This window comes from Neochlamydia sp. AcF95, assembly GCF_018342455.1.
In the GTDB taxonomy this organism is placed as follows: Bacteria; Chlamydiota; Chlamydiia; order Chlamydiales; family Parachlamydiaceae; genus Neochlamydia.
This window is the reverse complement of record NZ_JAEMUC010000049.1, coordinates 1-21892: the sequence shown is the minus strand read 5'-3', so window position 1 is coordinate 21892 and position 21892 is coordinate 1. Positions and strand designations below refer to the sequence as shown.

Below are 21892 nucleotides of genomic sequence, written 5' to 3'. Positions count from 1 at the left end.
GTAAATCCCGTTCCTGAAAACCGACTTCGGAGGGCCTTCTCCATCATTTGTACAGCTTAAGCACAAAGTTTTAGTTCATATTGAACTTCTTTGCGCGCCTGCGGCGCACCCTCGAAGAGCCGATAAATTATTTATTTAAAAAAAACGTACGATCCATCTATTCAAAGTAAATACCGAGGCAAAAGTAGGATAAAGGATAAAAGAGCAACGCACTGAGATAAGAATTATAGGATAAAAAATGCTTAATAAAATCTTTATCCAATTTTCCTGTAAGTTAAACTGCTTATATCTTAAGCTGCTTCATTGATTTCAAATAGGATTATTTTTAAAATGTAATCCACAAAAATTGATAAGCAAAGGGTTGCCATGCGAACAAATTTTTTATCTAACAGCTGCCGATTTATCGTTAATAAGAGCGACTACTTGCCTTTTGTTAGTACTGTAACTAATTTAGTCTATATCTTTCAAAAAGCTGTTATTTTACCTATCAAGCAAAAAGGCTGTATGCCTAAAGGCTCCTACTATAATCATCTTAGTCAAAAAAGCTTTGCGCGCTGTATAATCTTGTTGCTCCCTGCCTTAGGAAATATAATAATTGGAATTTATGATTTTGCTCATAGAAAAAATTACAATAAAAACACGGGGGTAGAGCCAATCAATTATAATGATGGCACTTCTACCTTTACCCATCAACCGTTTAAAAACGATATTAAAATAGATCTTGCCACTGAAAAGCAAGACGATTCGGATCTTGGGTATGCTAACGAAGCAACCCCGTTTGAGAAAGTATATTATCAGGCGTGTCTCGAACTTGTCCAGAAAGATGGTTTGGTCCTTAAGTATACTCCTACGTTTCGCAATCATAAAGAATTCGTTCTTGCTGCTGTACGACAAAATGGCCTGGCGCTAGATTACGCTAGCCCAGAACTTCAGAATGATAGAGAGGTAGTGCTTATCGCTGTTCAGCAAAATGCTTCAGCCGTTCAGTATGCTAGCCAAGAGCTTCAAAATGATCCGATAATTATTGCTCTAGTTACAACCCAATAAACTTACAAAAAGCTAGAGGCATTGCTTGAGTACAAACTCTCTTTCTAAAAAACCCCTTTAATAACTAGAAGAAGAAAAACTTTATTGCAAGCATGCCATGAGTTTAGGCATTTGAATCAGGTCAAAAGGAAAGAAACATCCTTAGGTTAAAAGTTTATTGGCTATTAACATTCAACCTATTTATAGAATAAAAAAATCTTGTCTCTTCCTTTTATCGAAAAAGTCTATCTTGTTGATTACTCAAGAAAAAACTTTAATCCACTAGATTTAAAGTTTTTCTCTTTATTGCGACTTACGTAAAGAAAAGCGAGGGCGTGTAATTAAACATACCATTTTTAATTTCTACAAGATGGAAAAGGTACCTTTAGATGTTTATTTAAGAGAGCGATGGAGATGATTTTTTTTCTTACTTAAGAGATAATTTCTCGTAAGCTTTTTGCGCGTTTGAAACAGGCTAAAGAAACTATTATAAGGGATAAATACAACCTTCCCGCGCTTTTCATGTAAAGGGGCTAAAAAAAATAGCCAATCAAGAGAAGCAACTCTTAAACGCAAATATTTTTCATATTGACAAATGCTTATGTTATCCGTAAATTGATACTTCCTATCTTATAAGCGGAGAGTTGAAATGGCACAAAATTTCACAGAAGCCGTCATAAAAGCCTTAGAAGAAGCCTTCAAAATTGCTCAGCAACATAACCATGCAGAAGTTACTGAAAATAATCTACTTAAAGCTTTTTTAGATGATCCGCAAGGCTATTTCACTTCTATTCTTACGACTCTTAATACAAAGCCACAGCTATTAATAGAAGAAGTGCAGCGTGCTATCGAGCAACAGCCTACCTATGCAGGCTCCCCTCAGCCTCCGCAAACCGCCCGTACCTTACAGATGCGCATTGCTGATGCTCAGAGTATAGCCAAGCAAATGAATGATACTTATACTAGCAGTGATCATTTTTTACTTTCTTACTGGAGAAATGCTGGAGAACCTTTTAACTCTTGGAAACAAGCTACAGGCATTCCCTTAAAAAATGTTGAGGAACAAATTAAAAAAATTCGAGGAGCGAGACATATGGATTCGCCTAACGCAGAAGCAAGTTTACAAACCTTAGAAAAATATTGTAAAAATCTCACTCAGCTTGCTAGTCAAGGCAAATTAGATCCTGTCATTGGCCGTGATGAAGAAATCCGACGTACTATGCAAGTCTTAAGCCGCCGCACTAAAAACAATCCCATGCTGATTGGGGACCCGGGGGTTGGAAAAACAGCTATAGCCGAAGGACTAGCTCAAAGAATTATTTCCCAAGATGTGCCGGAATCCCTTAAGAATAAGCAATTGTTAGCCCTCGATATGGGTAGTTTAATTGCAGGTACCAAGTATCGGGGTGAATTTGAAGAACGTTTAAAAGGTATCTTAACTGATATTGAAAATAGTGAAGGGCGCATCATCTTATTCATTGATGAAGTTCACACTCTGGTGGGAGCAGGTGCTACCGAAGGGTCCATGGATGCTGCTAACCTATTGAAACCAGCTCTGGCACGTGGTACTCTCCATTGCATTGGAGCTACGACTCTTAACGAATATCAAAAGTATATTGAAAAAGATGCCGCTTTGGAGCGCCGCTTTCAGCCTGTCATGGTTCAAGAGCCTACTTTAGAAGACTCTATAGCTATATTAAGAGGCCTGCGTGAACGTTTTGAAATCTTTCATGGCGTACGTATCACTGAATCAGCTATTCATGCTGCAGTATTCTTATCCTATCGTTACATTACTGATAGACGCCTACCTGATAAAGCGATCGATTTGATCGATGAAGCTGCTAGTATGATTCGCATGCAAATTGGAAGCCGGCCTCTACCTATCGATCGTAAAGAACGGGAGCTAAGTAGTCTAATTGTAGAACAAGAAGCTTTGCGACGTGAAAACAGCCCCTCCTCTAAAGAGGAAGCTGATAAGCTTGAGGCTAGAATTGCTCAAATCAAAGAAGAGCTAGCTGTTTTAAGAAATCAATGGAATCAAGAGAAGAAACTTATCGAAGAAGTACAAAAGAAAAAAAATGAGCTTGAGCAGTTGCGATTCTATGCCGAAGAATTAGAACGCAAAGCTGATTATAATAAAGTGGCTGAAATACGTTATAGCACGCTCCCTAAGGTGGAGGCAGAAATTGCTGCTATTCAAAGTAAGCTTAATGAAAAAGTGGCTCGCTTACTACAAGAAGAGGTAGATGAGAACTTAATCGCCCATATTGTCTCAAAATGGACTGGGATTCCTGTCAGCAAAATGTTAGAAGGAGAAGCTGAAAAGCTTCTTAAATTAGAAGAAGTGCTAGCCAAGCGTGTCGTAGGTCAAGAACTTGCCGTCACTGCCGTCAGCGAAGCTATCCGGCGTTCTCGCTCAGGCTTAAGTGATCCAGGACGTCCTGTAGGTACATTTCTCTTCCTCGGTCCTACAGGAGTAGGAAAAACGGAATTAGCTAAAGCGCTTGCCGAACAACTTTTTGATCAAGAAGACGCGATTATTCGCTTGGATATGTCAGAATATATGGAGAAGCATAGCATAGCTAGAATGATAGGCTCCCCTCCTGGATATATAGGTTATGAGGAAGGAGGGCAATTAACAGAAGCTATACGAAGGCGTCCTTACGCGGTGGTTTTATTTGATGAGATTGAAAAAGCCCATTCTGATGTCTTTAACCTTCTTTTGCAAATATTTGATGAAGGCCGCATTACAGATAGCAAAGGAAGAACAATAAACTGTAAAAATGCTATTTTTATTATGACTTCTAACATTGGCTCGGATTTGCTATTAGAAAAGCTTGAAAAAAATCAAACGGGCTTATCTAAAGAGCAAATTTTATCTCTTTTACAGCCTGTAATAAAAACTTATTTTCGACCAGAATTTATTAACCGCTTAGATGATATCCTTCCCTTTCTACCTTTGCAAGAAAAAGACATGGAAAAAATTGTCGCTCTTCAACTTAAACATCTAGCTAAACGTTTAAAAGATCGCGAGGTTAACTTAGAATGGACCCCAGAAATTTTAAGCCATCTTTCACGCGAAGGTTATGATCCTTTATTTGGCGCACGGCCTTTAAAACGCTATATTCAAACTGAAGTGATCAATAATCTTTCTAAAGCTATCCTTGAGGGTAAGATTCCTTCGAAAAGTTCTATTGAATTATATACGGAAAAAGACCAGATTGGGTTTAGAATAAAAGAAGGTCCTAAATCTTAAGAAAAAGAGTAAAGGTCAATGTCTGGCTTTTACTCTTTTGCCTATCAATACCAATACCTTAAGGTTCTCTGTACTTGGCGAATTCTCGCATCCAGCGGCTATTAACTGCTTCACCCGTAAGGAGAAAATACATTAATATCAGCCCTATTCCGTAACTGAGATGAAAAATGCAAACAAAACAGCCTAGCGTAAAAATTAGCATTTTCTTAAAACATCTCCAGGCCAAAGAAGTTTGTTTATTCACCCCCACAAATTGACGTAACAATATCAAAGAAATTGTCCCTAGGCACAATGTTATTATTAAAGCTAAAATGGAGCCCAATGCCATCACTAAGGTGGCTAAAAAAGCCACCATTCTTAGATAAGACGGATAGTTTCCTTGGGACAGAGATTGAACAGATTCAAATATCTCCCCCGGATTTTGACTTGGGTCGAAACTAACTTTTTCAGCTTCCTCCGCTGATGAAGAATTTATATCCAAAAAGACATATTCGGTAACCTTTCCCTCACTGCCATCTTTTGAGAGCTCGCTATTCCTAGCTTCTGCTCTTATATCTGATTTCTCTTTATTATTTGACATCGACATACTTTTTATAACTAATTTTATTAAATCCATTGAGAGCAGCAATACGATAGCCTTCCGCATAAGTAGGATAGTTAAAGACCTGATCAATAAAATAATCTATTTTTGCATTAAAACTCATGGCCACTTGACCAATGTGGATAACTTCTGTAGCACTTCGTCCAATGATATGGACGCCTAAGATTTCTAGTGTTTCGGCATGAAAAAGAATTTTAAACATTCCGGTATTACTTCCTACAATATGGCTGCGGGCGATCTCATAATAATAAGCTCTTCCTACTTCATAGCGAAAGCCCATCTCTCGCAGCTCATCTTCATTATAGCCGCAACTGGAAATTTCAGGTATAGTATAAATACCGATAGGATAAAGATTAGGAAATAAACGATGATGGACACCAAAAGCGTGGCGTGCTGCTAAGCGTCCTTGCTCCATACTAGTCGAAGCTAAGCAAGGCCCACCAATCACATCTCCTACGGCATAAATATTAGGCCGTTCGGTCTGAAATAGCGCATTGACAGGAATATACCCTTTGTTATTAACGCTTAAGCCGGCATTTTCAATATGTAAGCCATCCACATAGGCGCTCCGTCCTAGGGCAAAAAGTAGCGCATCCGCCGATATCTCTGTACCATCCTTGCATTTTACATAAGCTTTATTATTAATACGGGCAATTTGAGCAGCCTCTTTATTGCCTAGAAAACGTAATCCCAAATCCTTCAAGGAAGTTTGCAAAATAATGCCAATTTCGGGATCTAAAGAAGGTAAGATATGGTCCTTTTTATCAATGACTGTAACTTCGGTTCCTAAAGCAGCGAAAAAGCTTGCATATTCTGAGCCAATAATTCCTCCTCCCAATACAATAAGGCTGGAAGGAATCTTTTCTATCCCTAAAAGACGTGTTGAATCAAAAATTACATCATTATCGAAAGGTATATTATTAGGATTTCGTGGCTTGGAGCCAGTCGCGATAACCACAAACTCAGTGTTAATTTGATGAAGTAAGCGATAATCCTCATCCATTACAATCAACATGTGAGGATTTTCAAAACGGGCTGTTCCATTAATCAGGCGAATGCCATTTTTTCTTAATTGTCGATAAACAGTGCTTCTTTCTTCTTCAATCACTTTATGGAGCCGTTGGTTCAATTGAGGAATAGAAACCTCTTGTAAAGCAAATTCCCCGCTATTAAATCCCCTTTCATAAAAGCGGGTTAAATCAATAATTGCTTCCCTAAGAGATTTAGAAGGAATGGTACCTGAATACAGGCAATTTCCTCCCGGTTCGGGTAATTTATCAATTACAATTACTTTTTTACCTAATTTGGCCCCTTGAATTGCTGCTTTTTGTCCTGCTGGGCCTGCGCCGATGACCACTAAATCGACCGTCATTTCTTCCATTCAAAAACTCGCATTGTTTAATAGGTTGGTAGGATAATGAGATATGCCTTGTAATGATTAGACTTTATCTAGGTGAGATATATTACAAGAATGTAAGTTTGTCAAATATAAATTTTAATGATAAGATAAAGTAAGCAAGCCATAACAAAAAAGAGTAGCCTTATGCCTAAAACTAATTTTACTAAAGTGGAAGAATCCTTAATACAAGGACTTGACAAATTAAATATTAAAAAAATTATCGACTCTACCTCCAAGGATATTAACGAGAAAAGAGTGATAGATGAAACCCGCATCAATAAAAGAAAAACTGCTATCTATATGATCTCTGAACTTAAACGCCTTCATAAAAATGATGAACGTATCTATTTAAAACTAGGCACTAATCTTTCCCATATAAAAAAAATGTTAGAACATCCTTTGAAGCTTAATGCAGAAGAATGGGGAAACGTATTAAAGTTGCTGGACAAAATTGAGGCCTACAAAAGAGCATTTGCTCAAACTATAAAAGAAGTGAACAATGAAGAAATGATAGAAAAAGAAAGAAAAAAGCAGGGCGATAAGCGCTTTAATATTCAAGAAAAGTGGCTTCCCATCGACTGAAATTTCTAATTGCATGTTCTAGGGCCTCCTTTATTATATTTTTCCTTGCTTATAACCCGTATAAATGCTAATATCCCCTTTTCAAATAATTACGCTTCATCGGAGTTACAGTTATGTCAAAAATCTGTACTGTTACAGGAAAAAAACCCGCTCGTGGTTATAAGTACACAATCAGAGGGATTGCTAAAAAGAAAAAAGGGATTGGTCTTAAGGTTACTGGTAAAACTAAGCGACGTTTCCAGCCCAATCTTGTCTCTAAACGTATTTGGTTCGGCGATGAAAAACGCTTTGTGACTTTACGCTTATCTACGCAAGCTTTAAGAACTATTGATAAGGTGGGTGTAAGCACTATTATACGCCGCTTAAGAGCTCAAGGCCATACCGTTTAAAAAAAACGAGTGTAAGTTAAAGTTATTCTACAGGCTTACACTCCTTGTAATTTTTTAATATTTATATGTCCCTCTATTCTCCTTCCAACATCTTCTTTATAGATTGATTAGGCACTGGTTCATCCATTGTTTTAAATCCAAAGCAAAAGGTTTATCCCCTTTTATCACTCTTACTCATGTTTAATAGCTAGCTTTGGCTTAAAAGCAAGCAAAGCTACCCGCACGACTTTTACAAGCTACATATGAGAAGTTTATCGTGCTATTTTTTAAGTATAATGGCTTTCTTTTATATGTAGAGCCCACCAATTAGGTAAAAAATAAAAGTTTTTGATTTTTTAAAAAAGCGAAAAAAACTAAGTTTCTCCTTAGCCATGCGGTTAGAAGAATCCTTTTTAAATAAACTCGCAAGTTATGGTCTAAAAAAATTAGCTCTTAAAAGCTAGCTGTCTTCTTGAAAGTAGGCTTTTTATACGCTTTTGAGCAGCTGTTTATGTAATACGCTTTTCATCTACTCTTTATGCAATCACGCACTTTATAAAGTCCCTTTTCTTAAGCAGAGAGGCATCTTTCAGAAGGTTGGGTATACAGACTAAGTTTTTTTAAAGCATATAATCATATACTTAATAGGAAGCTTGGTTTTTACGTAGAGAGCCGGCTTGGAAAAAGATTAATTTTTGTTAGCTATGCAGACGTGGTTTCTTTAAGCAGACTAAGTTTTTTCAAAGCGTATAAGTATATGTTTACCTAAAAAAAACCTTTTCAAAAGGATACCATGCTTGATTTATCTAAAGCTAGCTAATCATTCACTTTTAAAATTAAAAGGAGAGCCTAGCTAACAACTGCACCCGGGGAAATATCTTGAATAGAAAGAAGTTCTAGTTTTTTGTCATCAGAGGCTGCTAAAAGCATTCCTTGGCTAACAGTTCCCATTAAAGTGGCAGGCTTTAAATTAGCCACTACAATAACCTTCTTCCCTATTAATGCTTGCGGTTGATATTGTTGGCTGATCCCTGAGACTATCCTACGAGTCTCAAAGCCAAGATCTACTTCTAGCAACAATAATTTTTTACTTTTAGGCAGGCTCTTTGCATCTTTGATTACACCTACGCGTAAGTCTAGCTTCTGCAGCGCTTCAATCTCTATCATCTCCTTTAAAGGAGCGTAAACCATCTGAGAAGAATGATCTTTCTTTGCTTGCTCAGCTAGCGCCCGAAGCTGATTGAGCTCCTTTTCAATCTGTTCATCCTCTACTTTTTTAAATAGTATCTCTGGCGTCTGAAGTTGCTGATGAGCGGGAATAGATGTATTTAAAATTTGAACCCAGTTACCCTTCTCTAATTGAGAAGCATAGCCTAGAAGCTTCCACACTTTATCGGCTGACTCAGGAATGAGAGGAGAAGAAATAAGCGCTAAGCATTTTAAACACTCTAAACAACAGGCGATAGTGGTAGCTACTGCATGCTTGCTATCAGGGTTTTTTGCTTCCTTCCAAGGTTTTTTAGCATCAAAATAAACATTTCCTAGCTGGGCTAATTCCATAATTAATTGACTAACCCGGCGAACTTTGAAGGTCTCATAGCAACAAGCGACTTCATTGGCAAGCTTACTTATATTAAGTAAAAATTCTTCATCAATCGACTCTAAAGCCTGCACAGCAGGCATCTGTCCACCACAATGATTTTTAGCAAAGACTAAAACACGGTTGACTAAATTTCCATACTTGCCTAGCAAGTCCGTATTGCAGCGCGACTGGAAATCTTTCCAAGTAAATTCCGCATCTGATGTTTCAGGAGCATTAGCAGCTAAAGTATAACGAATTTGATCTGTCGTATAATGATGAAAAAATTCTTCCAAATCAATAAACCATCCATCAGATTTACTAAACTGCCTTCCCTCTAAGTTTAAAAATTCATTGGCTGGAAGTTCATCGACTAGTTTAAAAGGTTGATTTTGTCCCATGGTCATGGCGGGAAATATAGCGGCATGAAAAGGGATATTATCTTTTCCTAGAAAATGAACTAGCTTAGTATTAGGGTCACACCAATAAGATTTCCATAAGTCGGGATCGCCTTCTTTTTGAGCCCATTCAACGCTTGCCGATATATATCCAATAGGAGCATCAAACCAAACATATAAAGCCTTTTGCTCTGCTTCAGGTAAAGGAAGAGGAACCCCCCAGCTCATATCACGGGTAATAGCACGCGGCCGTAAATCCTCTATATAGCTTTTAATAAAATTCACAACATTGGGCTTCCACTGTTTGGTTGCCATCCATTTCAAAAGCTTGTCTTTAAACTTATCAAGGAGTAAAAACCAGTGCTTGGTAGGGCGAAGGACTAAAGGTGCCTCTGATAGCTGAGAACGAGGATTAATAAGATCGGTGGCTTCGTAGCTAGCACCGCATTTAGGGCATTCGTCACCTCGTGCCTGCGCAAATCCGCATTTAGGGCAAGTTCCCACGACATATCGATCGGCTAAAAATCGCTTATCGACTTCCGAATATAGCTGGTCAGTAACTCTTTCTTCAATATAGCCATTGGCCTGCAGATCTAAAAAATATTGTTGAACTAAGGGCTGATGGCCTTCCCATGTAGTCCTTGAGTAATTATCAAAAGATATATTTAATTTTTTGAAAAATTCTCGATTAATCGTGTGATAAATATCTACATGTTCTTTAGGAGACCGGCCTGCTTTTTCAGCACCGATCGTGATAGCAATCCCATATTCATCTGAACCACACACATACAAAACATCATTTTGCATCAGGCGTTGAAAGCGCGCATAGACATCCCCGGGTAGATAAGCACCCGCAATGTGTCCAAAATGGAGCGGCCCATTAGCATAAGGGAGAGCAGAAGTGATGAGTATTTTTTTTTGCATGAGATTCTAATATTTCCTATTTAGTTAATTTTCCAAGCTAAGGATAGATCTATTTAGAAAGTACTCTTGGGTTTTTGAACCACTAACACTTCTAAATTAGTTAGAGGAACGATTTTCCACCCTAACAATATTTTCTTTTCCATATCCACATATAAAGGTCCGGGAACAGCTTGGGTATAAAACTTTTCCGCCTTACTAGGCGCAGGCTCGGGACTAGAATATTCAGTTTGAAAGCCCTCTAATGAAGAGTGATCTGAGCGAATAACTTCTTGTTGATAAATAGATAAGCTTCCCCAGGATACATAATGGCCTGGATAACGCTTATTAAGAAAGCTCCAGTCCACTTTAATTGCTCCATACCAGGAGATAGCATTAGAAAAAATACGCCTAGTTTCTCTACATAAAGCCGCTTTTTCTAGGTTAAACATGCGATTATCATATTGATGCATTTCAAAAAGAAAACGTAAAACTTTCTCTTTGCTCTCGTAAGACAGATCTGAAGCATGTCTTAAAGGCATCTTCCCATAAGGACTTCGGCTGGGGGATTGATTAATTACTTTATATCCAATTACACCAGTTATTGCAGCAAATATAAGAGTAAATAAAATAGCTACACATAAATAAACAGTATAAGCATAATCAGCCGTAGGATATGTCTCCAGCATTTTCTTTCCTCATCTTACCGCTTAATCGGCGAGAATTTTACGAGCTCTCTTTCTTTCTGAAGATCCTTTGGAAGAGCTTCCTCCATCATTTTCTCCAAAATAATGCCGAGTAGCGTCTTTCTCCTCCTGCCTTTTATTTTCAAGAACGACAGGCTCAAGGTGATCTTTACCCGCTACGATTTCTTCTAAGATCTGCAAGGCTCTATTTTGCGTGTCTGATTTCACGCGTGGATCTCGCCCCGTTAAAATCATATTTTCAGCTAAAGAAATGGCATAGCCTACCATCTCAAACTGATTTTTAAATTTCTTTTTTAAGGCTTCATTGGTGATATTTTTTTGTATCATTTATAAACTTCCCTTTCTGTAAATTTAATGTATGCGATGCATTTCAGCTACAATTATACTTTTTAAAGCTTCGTAAGCTACATCCAATTGCTCATTAACAATCTTGTAGTCATATTTTTTTCCTTGCTCTATTTCTCGGCTTACACACGATAAACGCTCTTCGATCACGCTGAGAGATTCTGTTTGACGCGCTAGCAAGCGCCTCCTTAGCTCTTCTAGGGAAGGTGGTGCTAAGAAAATAAAAGTTCCTTGAATTCTATCTTTTAGTTTAAGCCCGCCTTGTGTATCGATAACCAGGACAATATGATAACCTTTTTGCTGCTGTTCTTCAATCCAAACACGTGAGGTTCCATAATAGAAGCCATAAAGCTCTACGTACTCTAAAAACTCCCCTGCTTTAATCTTAAATTCAAAATCATTTTTATCAATAAAATTATAGTCTACCCCATCTGTCTCTCCAGCACGAGGCTTTCTTGTCGTGTAAGAAATACTGGGTTTTACATTTGATAATTCTTGAACCAGTCTTTTAACTAAAGTTGTTTTACCTGTGCCTGTAGGGGCGCTAATAATAAATATTCGCCCTTTTTGTTGTGTGCTACTCGACATTTTGAATAATCTCACGGATTCTTTCCAATAGGCTTTTGATTTCTACGACCCGCCGTGAGACTTCTAACTCAGAAGATTTTGCCCCAATCGTATTGATCTCCCTATTCAGCTCTTGAAGAATGAACTCCAGCTTCTTAGCTACAGCTTCTTTTTGCGAAGATAAGACATCATTAAATTGCTTAAGATGAGCTTGAAAAAGAGTAATTTCTTCACTGATGTCAATTTTTTCTGCATAAATTCCTATCTCCCGTAAAAGCCGCTCTTCATCTTCTCTTGGTCCTATGGAAAATTCTTTTAAACGCTCGGCTAGTTTCTCTCGATAACGCTTAGTCGCCTGAGGCGCATAGTAGGCAATTTGCTCAATATCTTGATGTAAAGTCTTTAAGCATTGAGAAATGTCAATAAATATAGGGCGGCCTCCGTGTAGCTTCATTTCCACAAAGCTTTGCATAGCTTTTTCAAAAGCTGTACTTAGAGCTTCTCGATAAAGCTCTTCATCCTCCATCTGCTCGTCAAATAGCAGGATGCCAGGTTGCTCAGCCAGCATTTTCAATGTTAGCTCATGCGTTACAGGAAGCTTTAAAGTGAAAGCTAAATCCTCGGCAGCCTTTTGAATCTTTAGGGCTAGAGGGAGATTGGCTACTACATTTAAAGGAGTCGTCTGATTAAATACTACCGAAAACTTAACAGTTATCTGCCCTCTTCCTATTTGGGCAGAAATCCATTTTTTTATTTCAGCATCAAAACGCATTAACTCTTTTGGGAGTAATACATTTATTTCCAGATGTTTACGATTAACCGATTGAATTTCCGCGGTGAATCTTCCTAGTGCTGTCTCTATAGCACCCCGGCCATAAGCCGTCATACTTCTTAACATTTAAAAAAGCTTAAATTTATTAATAAGGGCGCATTTTATCAAAAATTTGCATAAAAATATAGCTTAATCTCTGGCATGTAGAAATTTGGAAGATTGCCTTCACTCTGCCTTGCTTTAAGGGCAGCTTGCTTGCTGCTTTATAGCTTTCCAAGCATTTTATAAGATAAGGATTGAAATAACCTTTGGTTATCAGTGATTAGCATGCTTATTGCTGCCTTCCCGCTTAAAGGAAGCAGGCAGGCACTATCAAAAAGTAGAGTAGAAAATATGAGAGTATAAGCGGCTGCTCGCCGCTTAAAAATTTAAAGAATATATTAAGGAGATTCCTGATTTCTAGGACTAAGCTTTATGAAGCCTTTCTTGGGGAAGGCATAGCTTTCAGAGCCTCTTTTTGCTTTTCCGTGGATTTAATAGCTCTAAGGCGGCGCTTATCAGATTTTTCATCTAACTCTTTAGCCAATGTTAGCGCTTTACGCTTTTGAACGCGTTGTTTTTCAATAGCTTTTTCTTCTTCTATTTTTTTCTCTTTCTTAGATTCTTGAGAGCGAGAGCGATAGGTAACTTTTTTCTCTTCAGGCATAGTTACTTTAGCGGCTAATGCATGCTTTGATTTAACAGGAGAGCTAGCTACCTGATGATTAATGATACGAGCTTGGCTATTCACTTTTTTCTGAATGTCAAGCTTAAAGGTTGCTTGAAGGCTTTTAGCTATCCTTTCTAATAAGGAAATATCTTGGTGCGACATCTCTTCTACTTGATCTTCTAAATTCTCTTTGGTGATATCAATGGAGATTTCTATCTGTGTCTTATCGGTTTTGTCTTGCTTCTTTAGGATAATGCTTGCAATTTCGCTAGGTTTCAATCCTTTACCCGCATATTTTACTGTACCTTCGCGACGTTTGCCGACTTTAAGCCAAATCTTACCCTCATTAAGCTTAGTGATTAAAGCCTCTATTCTTTCTATACTATCGTGCTGATTTAGCTTCACTCTTTTGATCGTATAGCTTTTTTTTCCATTTTCACGTGATACACTCTCTGCCACTTCATATAAACGAAGAGCGTTAATGTCATTAAACAAGTCTTGCGTGTTTATTTTCATACCTATACCTTAATTTTAACCTTAAATTATCATATACATATATTAACTTTCAAACACAACTAATTTATAAATATTATATTAAGATTGTAATGAAACTCAGTTACCTAGGGAAAAATTAATTAGAAAGTTAAGGAGAATTGAGCATTTTTTATGCCAAGTTGATCTCTAACTGGCCCAAAACTTTGGCGATGGATCGGGCATACTCCATGCAAATTAAGTGCTTCTAAATGCTTGGCCGTCCCATACCCTTTATGTTGATCAAAACCATAAAGAGGCCATTTTTGATGATATTCGATCATCAGACGATCGCGAGTTACTTTCGCAATAATAGAAGCAGCTGCAATAGATTGCGATTTAGTATCCCCTTTAATGATCTTTTGAGTAGGAATACTAGGATGCGGAAGCTTTAAACCATCTACAAGCAAAAAATGAGGCTCTAAGCTTAACTGCGCAACTGCCTTAAGCATTGCCGCTATAGTGGCCTGATAAATATTGATTTTATCAATAGTAGGAGAATCAATGACCCCTATCCCATAATGAATAGCGTCATGGCGGGTAAGTATATTATACAATTCCGTACGTTTATCGCTGGATAATTGCTTGCTGTCGTTAACTTCAGGAATTAAAAGGCCTACAGGAATGATGCAAGCTGCTGCAACTACAGGTCCTGCTAAAGGGCCTCGCCCGGCTTCATCGATACCTGCAATAACCTGATAGCCTTGTTGCCTGGCTTCTTCTTCAAATACAGTAAGGCTAAGCAAGCGCTTAGTTTCACGCTTGCCAATCTTCTTTAACTCTGACATTTAGCCATTTTAGCTTTCGCTAGCAACATTTGCAGCTACTGGCTCTTTTTCAACTGCAGTGCTTTTGCGATTAAAACCTACGCGACCTTTAACTTTAGAAGCTTTTCCCGAAGTTCCTCTAAGGTAGTACAATTTAGCACGGCGCACTTGACCTTCTTTTACGACTTCGATTTTTGCTATGCGTGGGCTATGTAAAGGAAATAGACGCTCCATACCTTCTCCATAAGCCACCCGATGTAAAGAGAATGTTTCGGAAAGCCCTGCACCTTTACGGGCAATCACTGTGCCTGTAAACACCTGAATACGCTCTTTCTGACCTTCAATAATACGAGTATGCACACGGATAGTATCGCCAATTCTAAAATTGGGAATATCTTTTTTAAGTTGTTCGTTTTGGATCATTTCGACCAAAGCATGTTTTCTCATTTTTTCTACTCCTCAAGATTTATATTTAACTTTTGCCATAAATCGGGTCGTACACGTTGAGTTTTTTCTAACGATTTTTTACGACGCCATTCGGCGATCTTTTTATGGTCCCCACTTAATAGAATTTCGGGGACTGCTTTACCTTCATAGCTCTCTGGCCGAGTGTAATGGGGACACTCTAATAATCCATTCTCAAACGAATCTTCGGCGGCCGCACTTTCATGCCCCAGCACACCGGGTACAAACCTAACGAGTGCATCAACAAGAACTATGGCACTTAAACACCCATTCGTTAATACATAGTCTCCAATGCTAATCTCTTCATCTACCTCATCTAGAATACGCTCATCAATTCCTTCATAATGCCCACATAACAGAATAAGATGATTTTGTTGAGCTAATTCTCGACATTTACCAGCCTTGAGGAGAGGCCCTTGGGGCGACATATAGATCACTTTAGCGCCAGGCTTTTTAACGCTCCGTATGGCGCTGAGGACAGGTTGGGGCATCATGACCATTCCAGGCCCACCCCCATAAGGTCTGTCATCAACTTTGTGATAGCGATTGTCTGCAAAAGTACGTATATCAATGAGATTGATATCTAAAAGGCCCTTTTTCCTGGCCTGCATGATAATACTTTCATCAAACGGCCCTTTAAAATAGTTGGGAAATAGCGATAAGATATCAATCAGCATTGGCGTAATTTTCTAAGCGCTCACTTTTTTACGAGCCTTACGTTTAGCAGCATATTTTGCTCGTAATGCTAGTTTCTTATCCACCAAACCACGTACAAGGCTAGGGGCGCTTTTTTTGATTAAAGCTTCTGCAGAATCGGTCAAGACAGCACCTTGGCTGAGCCAATGTTGTGCACGTTCTGCATCTAAAGAAAATTCTTGCTCTACCTGTGTAGCAAACGGATTGTACCAACCGATTGCTTCAACATATTTTCCATCACGTGGTGAGCGGCAATCAGCCACCACCAAACGGTAGAATGGACGATTGTGACGGCCTTGCTGTCGCAATCTAATTTTTAACGCCATAGGGATCCTCCCATCATTTTTTCTAAATTTTTCATATTAGGCATATTCTTAAAGAACTGCTTTGCTTGTTTAAATGATTTAACTAGCTTATTGATATCTTCCATCCCTGTCCCACTCCCTTTCGCTATTCTTTTACGCCTGGAGACGGAAAGCTCTTCACTTTCAGCTCTTTCCTGGGGAGTCATAGATAATATAATAGCCTCTATTTTAAAAAACTCTTTTTCATCAATTTCTAAAGATTTAAGCGCACTCATGCCGGGCAACATGCCTAAAAGGCTCTTAAGAGAACCCATTTTTTTTACCGCTTGAATTTGCTTAAGATAATCTTCATAAGTAAAGGTAGCTGAACGTATTTTTTGTTCTAAGTTTTTGGCTTCTTCTTCACTAATATGCTCTTGAGCTTTCTTGACCAAATTAATGGTATCGCCCATACCTAGAATACGATGAGCCATAGACGATGGATTAAAAACTTGAAGATCATCAACTTTTTCGCCTATCCCTTCAAATTTTAAAGGAGCGCCTGTCACTTCTCGTATCGATATGGCTGCCCCTCCGCGAGCATTTCCATCCAACATGGTCAATATTGAACCCGTTATAGCCATACGTTTGTTAAATTCTGCGGCACTGTTAACAGCATCTTGTCCCGTCGTTGCATTGGCAACAAATATAATTTCTGAAGGCTGCAAAACTTTTTTGATTTCTTCTAATTGCAGCATAAGTTCTTCATCGATATGGAGTCGCCCTGCTGTATCTACAATCAAAACATCAAAGTCTTCCTTTTTAGCTTTTTCTAATGCATGTCGAGCCACCTTTATAGGATCTTTTTCCGCAGGAAGGCTAAAGACAGGGATTTCAATTTGCTGCCCCAACGTCAATAATTGCTCAATAGCTGCAGGTCTTTGTAAATCACAAGCTGCTAATAAAGGTTTTTTACATAGTCCTTTTTTCTTTAAATAGCGTGCTAATTTAGCCGAATGTGTCGTTTTACCTGCTCCCTGAAGCCCACATAGCATAATAACAGAGGGTTTTCCTTCTAGCTTTAGCTCAGCTTCTCCCCCGCCCATCAAAGAAACAAGTTCTTCATGAACAATTTTAATAAACTGCTGACCTGGAGTAACCGCTTTGATAACCTCATCACCTAAAGCTTTCTCTTTAACCCTTTTAATAAGGGTTTTAGCCACTCCATAGTTGACATCAGCTTCAAGCAAGGCTAAACGCACTTCACTAACAGCGTCAGAAATGTTTTCTGCGGTAAGTTTTTTTGCACCAGCCAGTTTTGAAACCAAACCACGCATTTTTTCAGTTAGAGCACCAAGCATGAAAATCCTTAAAAATTTCAGTGGAGACAATACTTGAAAACTTATTCATTTTCAAGGAAAAAGAATCGATCTAAACCAGCCCAATCTTTATCAACTCTATAATTTCTCCATCCAGATTGACTAAATAGTTTGCATAGAGAGGGCCCTTGGCTACTTCCTATTTCGAGCCACACTTTTGCTAGAGGAGCAAGACAAGCCTTCATTTCCTCGCTTAAACGCTGATACATCTCTAAACCGGTAGGTCCTGAAATCAAAGCTAGGCGGGGTTCAAAATCCCGCACTTCAGGGTCTAACCCTGCAAACTCATGCTCAGCAATATATGGGGGATTACATATTAGATAATCTACCTTTTTGCCCTCAAAAGGTTTTAATAAGTCGCCTTGTAAAAAATGCACTTCCACCTGATTTTCTTTCGCATTTTTTTTAGCAAGCTCAAGTGCTTGATGAGAAATATCAGACAAAGTAACTTCTAAAAGAGGAAACCTTCTCTTTAATGAAATTCCTATACATCCAGATCCACAACATACATCCCATAAATGCAGACCGCAAACATCAACCTGTTCGAGCTGTTTAACAATTTTATCAACGAGAATTTCTGTTTCTTGCCGAGGAATAAGGACATCTTTGTTAACAGATATTTGGCACCCATAAAAATCCATTTTTCCATGGATGTAGCCAAGAGGTTCTCCCTTAGCCCTGCGAGCCAGACGGTCTCGACAAATTTTTAATTCCTGCTCTTCTAAAGGACGATCAAACTGCTGGTAAAGCTGTATACGAGAGAGGTGTAAAGCATCACATAACAAATATTCAGCTTGAAGTTTAGGATTTTTGATTCCTTTTTGCGCTAAATAACCAGTTGATAGATTTAATATGTCTTGAACGGTATTCAACCTTCACTCTTTATGTATAGTATTTAAGGGCAGAGCTTTAAAAAAAATGCCAATTAGAGATAAAAAGACGCATTGCACCCTCGGCATGAAAGCTTAAAGATTTTTAGCATCTTTTCTGCCTGTTAATCTTAACCTTCCTTATTTGCTTAATTTTAAGTTTAGCATGCATGAGAAAAAGCTTGTTTACTTAAGAGTAATAATTAAAGAGCCAGCAAAAATATGAATGTAGGGATTAAGCTTTTTCAAGTTCCAAACATTTCCTTATAATAGTGAGATACTAAGGCGGAAGTTATATCTTCCATATCCCCTTCCATAATTTTATCCAAATTGTATTTGGTAAGGTTGATTCGATGATCCGTTAAGCGATTTTGCGAAAAATTATAGGTACGAATACGTTCTGAGCGATCCCCGCTACCCACTTGAGCGGCGCGGTTAGAAGCTAACTCTTGAGCTTTTTTCTGTTGCTCTATCTCAGTAATTTTAGCTTTAAGTAAACGCAATGCTTTTTCTTTATTTTTATGCTGGCTGCGTTCTTCCTGACAGTAAACGACAAGACCCGTGGGCAAATGAGTTAGCCGTACTGCACTATCCGTGGTATTCACATGCTGCCCTCCTGCTCCCGAAGATCTATAGGTATCCACGCGTAAATCTTTTTCATCAACTTGTACATCTGAGTCTTCGTCAGGTTCTAAAAGCACAGCTACAGTGATAGCAGAAGTATGAACTCTCCCCTGCGCTTCAGTAGCAGGCACCCGCTGAACACGATGAGTTCCTCCTTCGTAGCGCAAATTTCGATAGACGTTTGGACCTGATAGAACCATGACGTATTCCTTATAACCACCCATATCAGAAGGGGTGCAAGATAATAGTTCATAATTCCATTGTTTACTGTCAGCATACATTTTATACATACGAACGCAGTCTCCCACAAATAAAGCAGCCTCATCCCCTCCTGTGCCGGCTCGCAACTCTAGGATGGTAGGACGATTATCATTAGGATCAGGAGGTACAAGCAGTGTTTCCAAATGTTTTTGCAACTCAGGAAGCTTGCTTTCAATTAGACGGATTTCTTCCTGCAAAACATTAGAAAATTCAGGATCGCTCTCTATTTTTAGAAGTTCTTTATTATCGGAAAGTTCTTGTTCAGCTTTTTTAAGAGCATCCCAGGTAACTTTGATCTCAGCTAGGTAAGAATGCTCTTGTGTCAGTTCTTTATATTTTTTCTGATCATTAAAGATCTCAGAGTGACCTAATGTGGCTTCAACTTCAGCTAAACGGAGGAGGAGTTGTTGGACTTTTTTTTCAATCATGATGAGGGAGATAAGCTTACAAAGCTCTCCTCTGACATGATTGTGGAAGAAAGCTTTGTAGGCTAGAATTTAAAGAATTATTTCCTTTTCTTTTTGGACTCTTTTTTTACTTCTTTTTCTTTAGGCTGCTCTTCTAATTTTCCTTCAGACTCTTCATGAGTCGCCTTGTTTTGAGCCGCAGCAGCATAACGTTTTTTAAATTTATCTACACGACCTTCAGAGTCAACTAAAGCCTTGCTACCCGTAAAGAAAGGATGGGAAGCCGAGGAGGTTGATAAATGATAAACAGGATACTCAGCGCCTTCAAATTTATCCATTTGTTTTGGCTGTAAAGTAGATCCACATACGAATTTATGTCCTGTCGAAGAATCAACGAACAAGATTTTTTGATATTTAGGATGAATATCTTTCTTCATCAGAATTAACTCCAAAAAGGTTAGCAAATTTAATTTTCTTAAGTTACGAAAAAATGATAAAATGTATTCAATAAAAAAACAAGCCTTTTCTTTGCTGCTCGCTCAACACTTTTATCGTCAGAGTAGAAAATCTTTGGGATGCAAAAGAGATTTTGTGCTTAATTAGGGGCAATTGATTGAAATTTTTGCTTCTTAGCTCTAAGATGTCTAAACATTCGTATTTGCAAACTTTAAAACCCCATTTTTTATTATGTCTTATCATTCTTCTTTTCTCTCAAACTACGACAAGGTTCCTAAAAGCCTTAAAATCTTGATTTGCCTGACAGCTATAGTGACTATATGCAGTGCGGCATTAGAACCTCTTTTTACCACTCTCTTTAAAATATATGGACCCCAAGAGCTTTTAGGGCTCTCCCCTTGGGGTATGACAAACTCCTATTATTGGCAACTTATTACTTCCCTTTTTATTCAAAAACATGCGCATGGCATCAATTTATTTTTACTTATCAATCTTACTTTTAATATGTATATACTCTGGCTTTTTGGATCCCAACTTGCTGAATCTTATGGAGATAAATCTTTTCTTGCTCTTTATTTTATTAGCGGCATCCTCGCCAACCTAGCAGCTTTAGCAACCGTTTACCTTTTACTACCTTATAAGCTGTTTATCATTGCAGGCTTAGCCCCCTCTCTATTAGCCATCTTTGTAGCCTGGGCCATGCTTCATCGAGAGACCACCCTTCTCCTCTTTTTTTTAATCCCTATTCAGGCTAAGTGGCTTCTAGCTGTTGTGGTTGCTTTTTCTCTTCTTATTCCTTTATCGGAACTGGATTTTGTGAATCTATTCTACCATATGGTAGGCATAGCTTCCGGCTATCTTTATAGCACAGTTGTTTGGCAGCAACCGACGCCTTATCTATACATGCAAAACATAGACGAAATTTTTATGGTTGGGGGCCACAAATTTCGCGCTAAAATTCAACGCTACTTCTTTTCCACCCCGCAAAAGAGTAAAATTGTCGATATCAAAACAGGAAAAGCTACCTTAGGAGATGATGCATTTATTGACGAGATGTTAGCCAAAATTTCCCGCTATGGAGAACAATCTTTAACACGGCAAGAAAAAGACCGTATGCGTAAAATTTCGGAAGAAAAAATGAAGAAAAACTAGGAAAGCTTGCATTTTAGGCACCTAAAGCACACTCTAACTTGCCAGCTCTCTTAATCTCAAAGTAACATGTTATGCCTTTTTATAATTATAAAGCCTTTCCGAATACTAAATTTTGCTTGTTAACAAGTATATTTTATAGGAGATGGGATAGCTTTTATATAGGAGGAAGATCGCACCTGTGAACAAAAAAAAAGCTAGTAAGGGGGAATCTTCCTTTTACCAAATATGGAAATAGTTTTAATAAAAATCCTTCCACCGTAAAAGACCAAAACTTTCCTGAGAATGTTAAACAGGGAAATTGCATGAAGATTTAAGTTGACAAAGCAAGGGGTATAATTATCATTCTTTTCCTTAAAAAGGAGGAATGAATGAATACGCATAAACCCAATAGTGTTTTTGCTGTATTTAAGGCCCTGGAAGATCCAAGGAAGCAAAGAAACCAAATCTATAGTTTGTTTGATATTGTTACGATTAGCATTTTGGCGGTTTTATGCGGTGCAGATGATTGGGCAACCATCCATTTATGGGCATCTTGCAATTTACCTTGGCTGCAAGAGCATGGAATCTGCTTAGCAGGTGTGCCATCGCATGATACTTTAGGAAGATTTTTCCGCTATGTATCTGCCTCGAATTTTGAAAGATGTTTTGTACAATGGACCCAAAATATTGCTGGAGCCATTAAAGGAGTGATTGCTATAGATGGCAAAACATTAAGAGGCTCGTATGATGCAGCTCGTGAAGGAAAAGCAATTCACATGGTTAGTGCCTTTGCAGCAGAGAATAAGCTAATAC

General features: G+C 38.3%; 21 protein-coding genes and 1 pseudogene. 6 read left to right on the top strand and 16 right to left on the bottom strand.

What is annotated here, in order from left to right; all coding sequences use genetic code 11:
- The first annotated feature begins 366 nt into the window (after positions 1-366).
- Together NEOC95_RS06195 and NEOC95_RS06190 are read left to right on the top strand one after the other, a co-directional pair.
- On the top strand, positions 367-1047 hold the full coding sequence (locus tag NEOC95_RS06195; protein ID WP_213152180.1) for a DUF4116 domain-containing protein: 681 nt from the start codon (positions 367-369) through the stop codon (positions 1045-1047).
- Between the two features lie 628 nt (positions 1048-1675).
- On the top strand, positions 1676-4282 hold the full coding sequence (locus tag NEOC95_RS06190) for an ATP-dependent Clp protease ATP-binding subunit (protein ID WP_213152179.1): 2607 nt from the start codon (positions 1676-1678) through the stop codon (positions 4280-4282).
- A gap of 58 nt (positions 4283-4340) precedes the next feature.
- On the opposite strand, the gene NEOC95_RS06185 is transcribed toward NEOC95_RS06190, so the two are convergent.
- Together NEOC95_RS06185 and sthA are read right to left on the bottom strand one after the other, a co-directional pair.
- Positions 4341-4862 carry a hypothetical protein gene (locus NEOC95_RS06185; RefSeq protein WP_213152178.1) on the bottom strand — a complete coding sequence of 174 codons (522 nt, stop codon included), beginning with the start codon at positions 4860-4862 and terminating at the stop codon, positions 4341-4343.
- A complete protein-coding gene (gene sthA, locus NEOC95_RS06180; RefSeq protein ID WP_249270192.1) occupies positions 4852-6255 on the bottom strand; it encodes a Si-specific NAD(P)(+) transhydrogenase in 1404 nt (467 codons plus the stop codon). Before sthA ends, NEOC95_RS06185 begins: the two co-directional genes overlap by 11 nt.
- Positions 6256-6426: 171 nt before the next feature.
- Between sthA and NEOC95_RS06175 the strand changes: the two genes are divergently transcribed.
- Entirely contained in the window at positions 6427-6864 is a 438-nt protein-coding gene (locus tag NEOC95_RS06175; RefSeq protein ID WP_166155351.1) for a hypothetical protein, read from the top strand.
- 113 nt (positions 6865-6977) lie between these two features.
- Positions 6978-7253, top strand: coding sequence for a 50S ribosomal protein L28 (gene rpmB / locus NEOC95_RS06170; protein WP_039385022.1), 276 nt, complete (start codon positions 6978-6980; stop codon positions 7251-7253).
- Positions 7254-8081: 828 nt separating this feature from the next.
- Here rpmB and metG read toward each other — a convergent pair.
- The 14 genes and pseudogenes from metG to NEOC95_RS06100 all read right to left on the bottom strand — a co-directional run bounded on the left by metG (position 8082) and on the right by NEOC95_RS06100 (position 19929).
- Positions 8082-10133: a methionine--tRNA ligase gene (metG, locus tag NEOC95_RS06165; protein WP_213152177.1), complete on the bottom strand. Its 2052-nt coding sequence runs from the start codon at positions 10131-10133 to the stop codon at positions 8082-8084.
- A gap of 53 nt (positions 10134-10186) precedes the next feature.
- Positions 10187-10798, bottom strand: a complete 612-nt coding sequence (locus NEOC95_RS06160) for a hypothetical protein (RefSeq protein ID WP_213152176.1) — start codon at positions 10796-10798, stop codon at positions 10187-10189.
- A gap of 21 nt (positions 10799-10819) precedes the next feature.
- Entirely contained in the window at positions 10820-11143 is a 324-nt protein-coding gene (locus tag NEOC95_RS06155) for a hypothetical protein (RefSeq protein WP_166155345.1), read from the bottom strand.
- A gap of 24 nt (positions 11144-11167) precedes the next feature.
- Complete coding sequence (gene gmk, locus NEOC95_RS06150) at positions 11168-11749, bottom strand: guanylate kinase (RefSeq protein WP_213152175.1); 582 nt, start codon at positions 11747-11749, stop codon at positions 11168-11170.
- Positions 11739-12614, bottom strand: coding sequence for a YicC/YloC family endoribonuclease (locus tag NEOC95_RS06145; RefSeq protein ID WP_213152174.1), 876 nt, complete (start codon positions 12612-12614; stop codon positions 11739-11741). Before NEOC95_RS06145 ends, gmk begins: the two co-directional genes overlap by 11 nt.
- Before the next feature lie 358 nt (positions 12615-12972).
- Positions 12973-13725, bottom strand: a complete 753-nt coding sequence (locus NEOC95_RS06140; protein WP_213152173.1) for a hypothetical protein — start codon at positions 13723-13725, stop codon at positions 12973-12975.
- A gap of 119 nt (positions 13726-13844) precedes the next feature.
- Positions 13845-14528: a ribonuclease HII gene (gene rnhB, locus NEOC95_RS06135; protein WP_213152172.1), complete on the bottom strand. Its 684-nt coding sequence runs from the start codon at positions 14526-14528 to the stop codon at positions 13845-13847.
- Positions 14529-14537: 9 nt separating this feature from the next.
- On the bottom strand, positions 14538-14954 hold the full coding sequence (gene rplS / locus NEOC95_RS06130; RefSeq protein WP_166155335.1) for a 50S ribosomal protein L19: 417 nt from the start codon (positions 14952-14954) through the stop codon (positions 14538-14540).
- Between the two features lie 35 nt (positions 14955-14989).
- Positions 14990-15649: pseudogene (gene trmD / locus NEOC95_RS06125) on the bottom strand (tRNA (guanosine(37)-N1)-methyltransferase TrmD); the annotation flags it as partial.
- Positions 15650-15661: 12 nt separating this feature from the next.
- Positions 15662-15994 (bottom strand): 30S ribosomal protein S16, encoded by a 333-nt coding sequence (rpsP, locus tag NEOC95_RS06120; protein WP_166155331.1) that lies wholly within the window; start codon positions 15992-15994, stop codon positions 15662-15664.
- Positions 15985-17313: a signal recognition particle protein gene (gene ffh, locus NEOC95_RS06115; RefSeq protein WP_213152171.1), complete on the bottom strand. Its 1329-nt coding sequence runs from the start codon at positions 17311-17313 to the stop codon at positions 15985-15987. Before ffh ends, rpsP begins: the two co-directional genes overlap by 10 nt.
- A gap of 41 nt (positions 17314-17354) precedes the next feature.
- Complete coding sequence (prmC, locus tag NEOC95_RS06110; protein WP_213152170.1) at positions 17355-18203, bottom strand: peptide chain release factor N(5)-glutamine methyltransferase; 849 nt, start codon at positions 18201-18203, stop codon at positions 17355-17357.
- 242 nt (positions 18204-18445) lie between these two features.
- On the bottom strand, positions 18446-19510 hold the full coding sequence (gene prfA, locus NEOC95_RS06105) for a peptide chain release factor 1 (RefSeq protein ID WP_349305257.1): 1065 nt from the start codon (positions 19508-19510) through the stop codon (positions 18446-18448).
- Between the two features lie 80 nt (positions 19511-19590).
- Positions 19591-19929 carry a type B 50S ribosomal protein L31 gene (locus NEOC95_RS06100; protein ID WP_166155325.1) on the bottom strand — a complete coding sequence of 113 codons (339 nt, stop codon included), beginning with the start codon at positions 19927-19929 and terminating at the stop codon, positions 19591-19593.
- 310 nt (positions 19930-20239) lie between these two features.
- Between NEOC95_RS06100 and NEOC95_RS06095 the strand changes: the two genes are divergently transcribed.
- Positions 20240-21100: a rhomboid family intramembrane serine protease gene (locus tag NEOC95_RS06095; RefSeq protein WP_213152168.1), complete on the top strand. Its 861-nt coding sequence runs from the start codon at positions 20240-20242 to the stop codon at positions 21098-21100.
- A gap of 368 nt (positions 21101-21468) precedes the next feature.
- Positions 21469-21892, top strand: a 424-nt coding sequence (locus NEOC95_RS06090; protein ID WP_213152167.1) for an ISAs1 family transposase, incomplete at its 3' end; no start/stop codon positions are given.

What these genes read in the sequence shown, in the direction of transcription:
- NEOC95_RS06175 (WP_166155351.1), top strand. Translation starts at nt 6,427, where the DNA reads ATGCCTAAAACTAATTTTACTAAAGTGGAAGAATCCTTAATACAAGGA.
- NEOC95_RS06160 (WP_213152176.1), bottom strand. Translation starts at nt 10,798, where the DNA reads ATGCTGGAGACATATCCTACGGCTGATTATGCTTATACTGTTTATTTA.
- gmk (WP_213152175.1), bottom strand. Translation starts at nt 11,749, where the DNA reads ATGTCGAGTAGCACACAACAAAAAGGGCGAATATTTATTATTAGCGCC.
- NEOC95_RS06145 (WP_213152174.1), bottom strand. Translation starts at nt 12,614, where the DNA reads ATGACGGCTTATGGCCGGGGTGCTATAGAGACAGCACTAGGAAGATTC.
- NEOC95_RS06190 (WP_213152179.1), top strand. Translation starts at nt 1,676, where the DNA reads ATGGCACAAAATTTCACAGAAGCCGTCATAAAAGCCTTAGAAGAAGCC.
- metG (WP_213152177.1), bottom strand. Translation starts at nt 10,133, where the DNA reads ATGCAAAAAAAAATACTCATCACTTCTGCTCTCCCTTATGCTAATGGG.
- NEOC95_RS06100 (WP_166155325.1), bottom strand. Translation starts at nt 19,929, where the DNA reads ATGAAGAAAGATATTCATCCTAAATATCAAAAAATCTTGTTCGTTGAT.
- NEOC95_RS06155 (WP_166155345.1), bottom strand. Translation starts at nt 11,143, where the DNA reads ATGATACAAAAAAATATCACCAATGAAGCCTTAAAAAAGAAATTTAAA.
- rpsP (WP_166155331.1), bottom strand. Translation starts at nt 15,994, where the DNA reads ATGGCGTTAAAAATTAGATTGCGACAGCAAGGCCGTCACAATCGTCCA.
- NEOC95_RS06195 (WP_213152180.1), top strand. Translation starts at nt 367, where the DNA reads ATGCGAACAAATTTTTTATCTAACAGCTGCCGATTTATCGTTAATAAG.
- sthA (WP_249270192.1), bottom strand. Translation starts at nt 6,255, where the DNA reads ATGACGGTCGATTTAGTGGTCATCGGCGCAGGCCCAGCAGGACAAAAA.
- ffh (WP_213152171.1), bottom strand. Translation starts at nt 17,313, where the DNA reads ATGCTTGGTGCTCTAACTGAAAAAATGCGTGGTTTGGTTTCAAAACTG.
- rpmB (WP_039385022.1), top strand. Translation starts at nt 6,978, where the DNA reads ATGTCAAAAATCTGTACTGTTACAGGAAAAAAACCCGCTCGTGGTTAT.
- rplS (WP_166155335.1), bottom strand. Translation starts at nt 14,954, where the DNA reads ATGAGAAAACATGCTTTGGTCGAAATGATCCAAAACGAACAACTTAAA.
- rnhB (WP_213152172.1), bottom strand. Translation starts at nt 14,528, where the DNA reads ATGTCAGAGTTAAAGAAGATTGGCAAGCGTGAAACTAAGCGCTTGCTT.
- NEOC95_RS06140 (WP_213152173.1), bottom strand. Translation starts at nt 13,725, where the DNA reads ATGAAAATAAACACGCAAGACTTGTTTAATGACATTAACGCTCTTCGT.
- NEOC95_RS06185 (WP_213152178.1), bottom strand. Translation starts at nt 4,862, where the DNA reads ATGTCAAATAATAAAGAGAAATCAGATATAAGAGCAGAAGCTAGGAAT.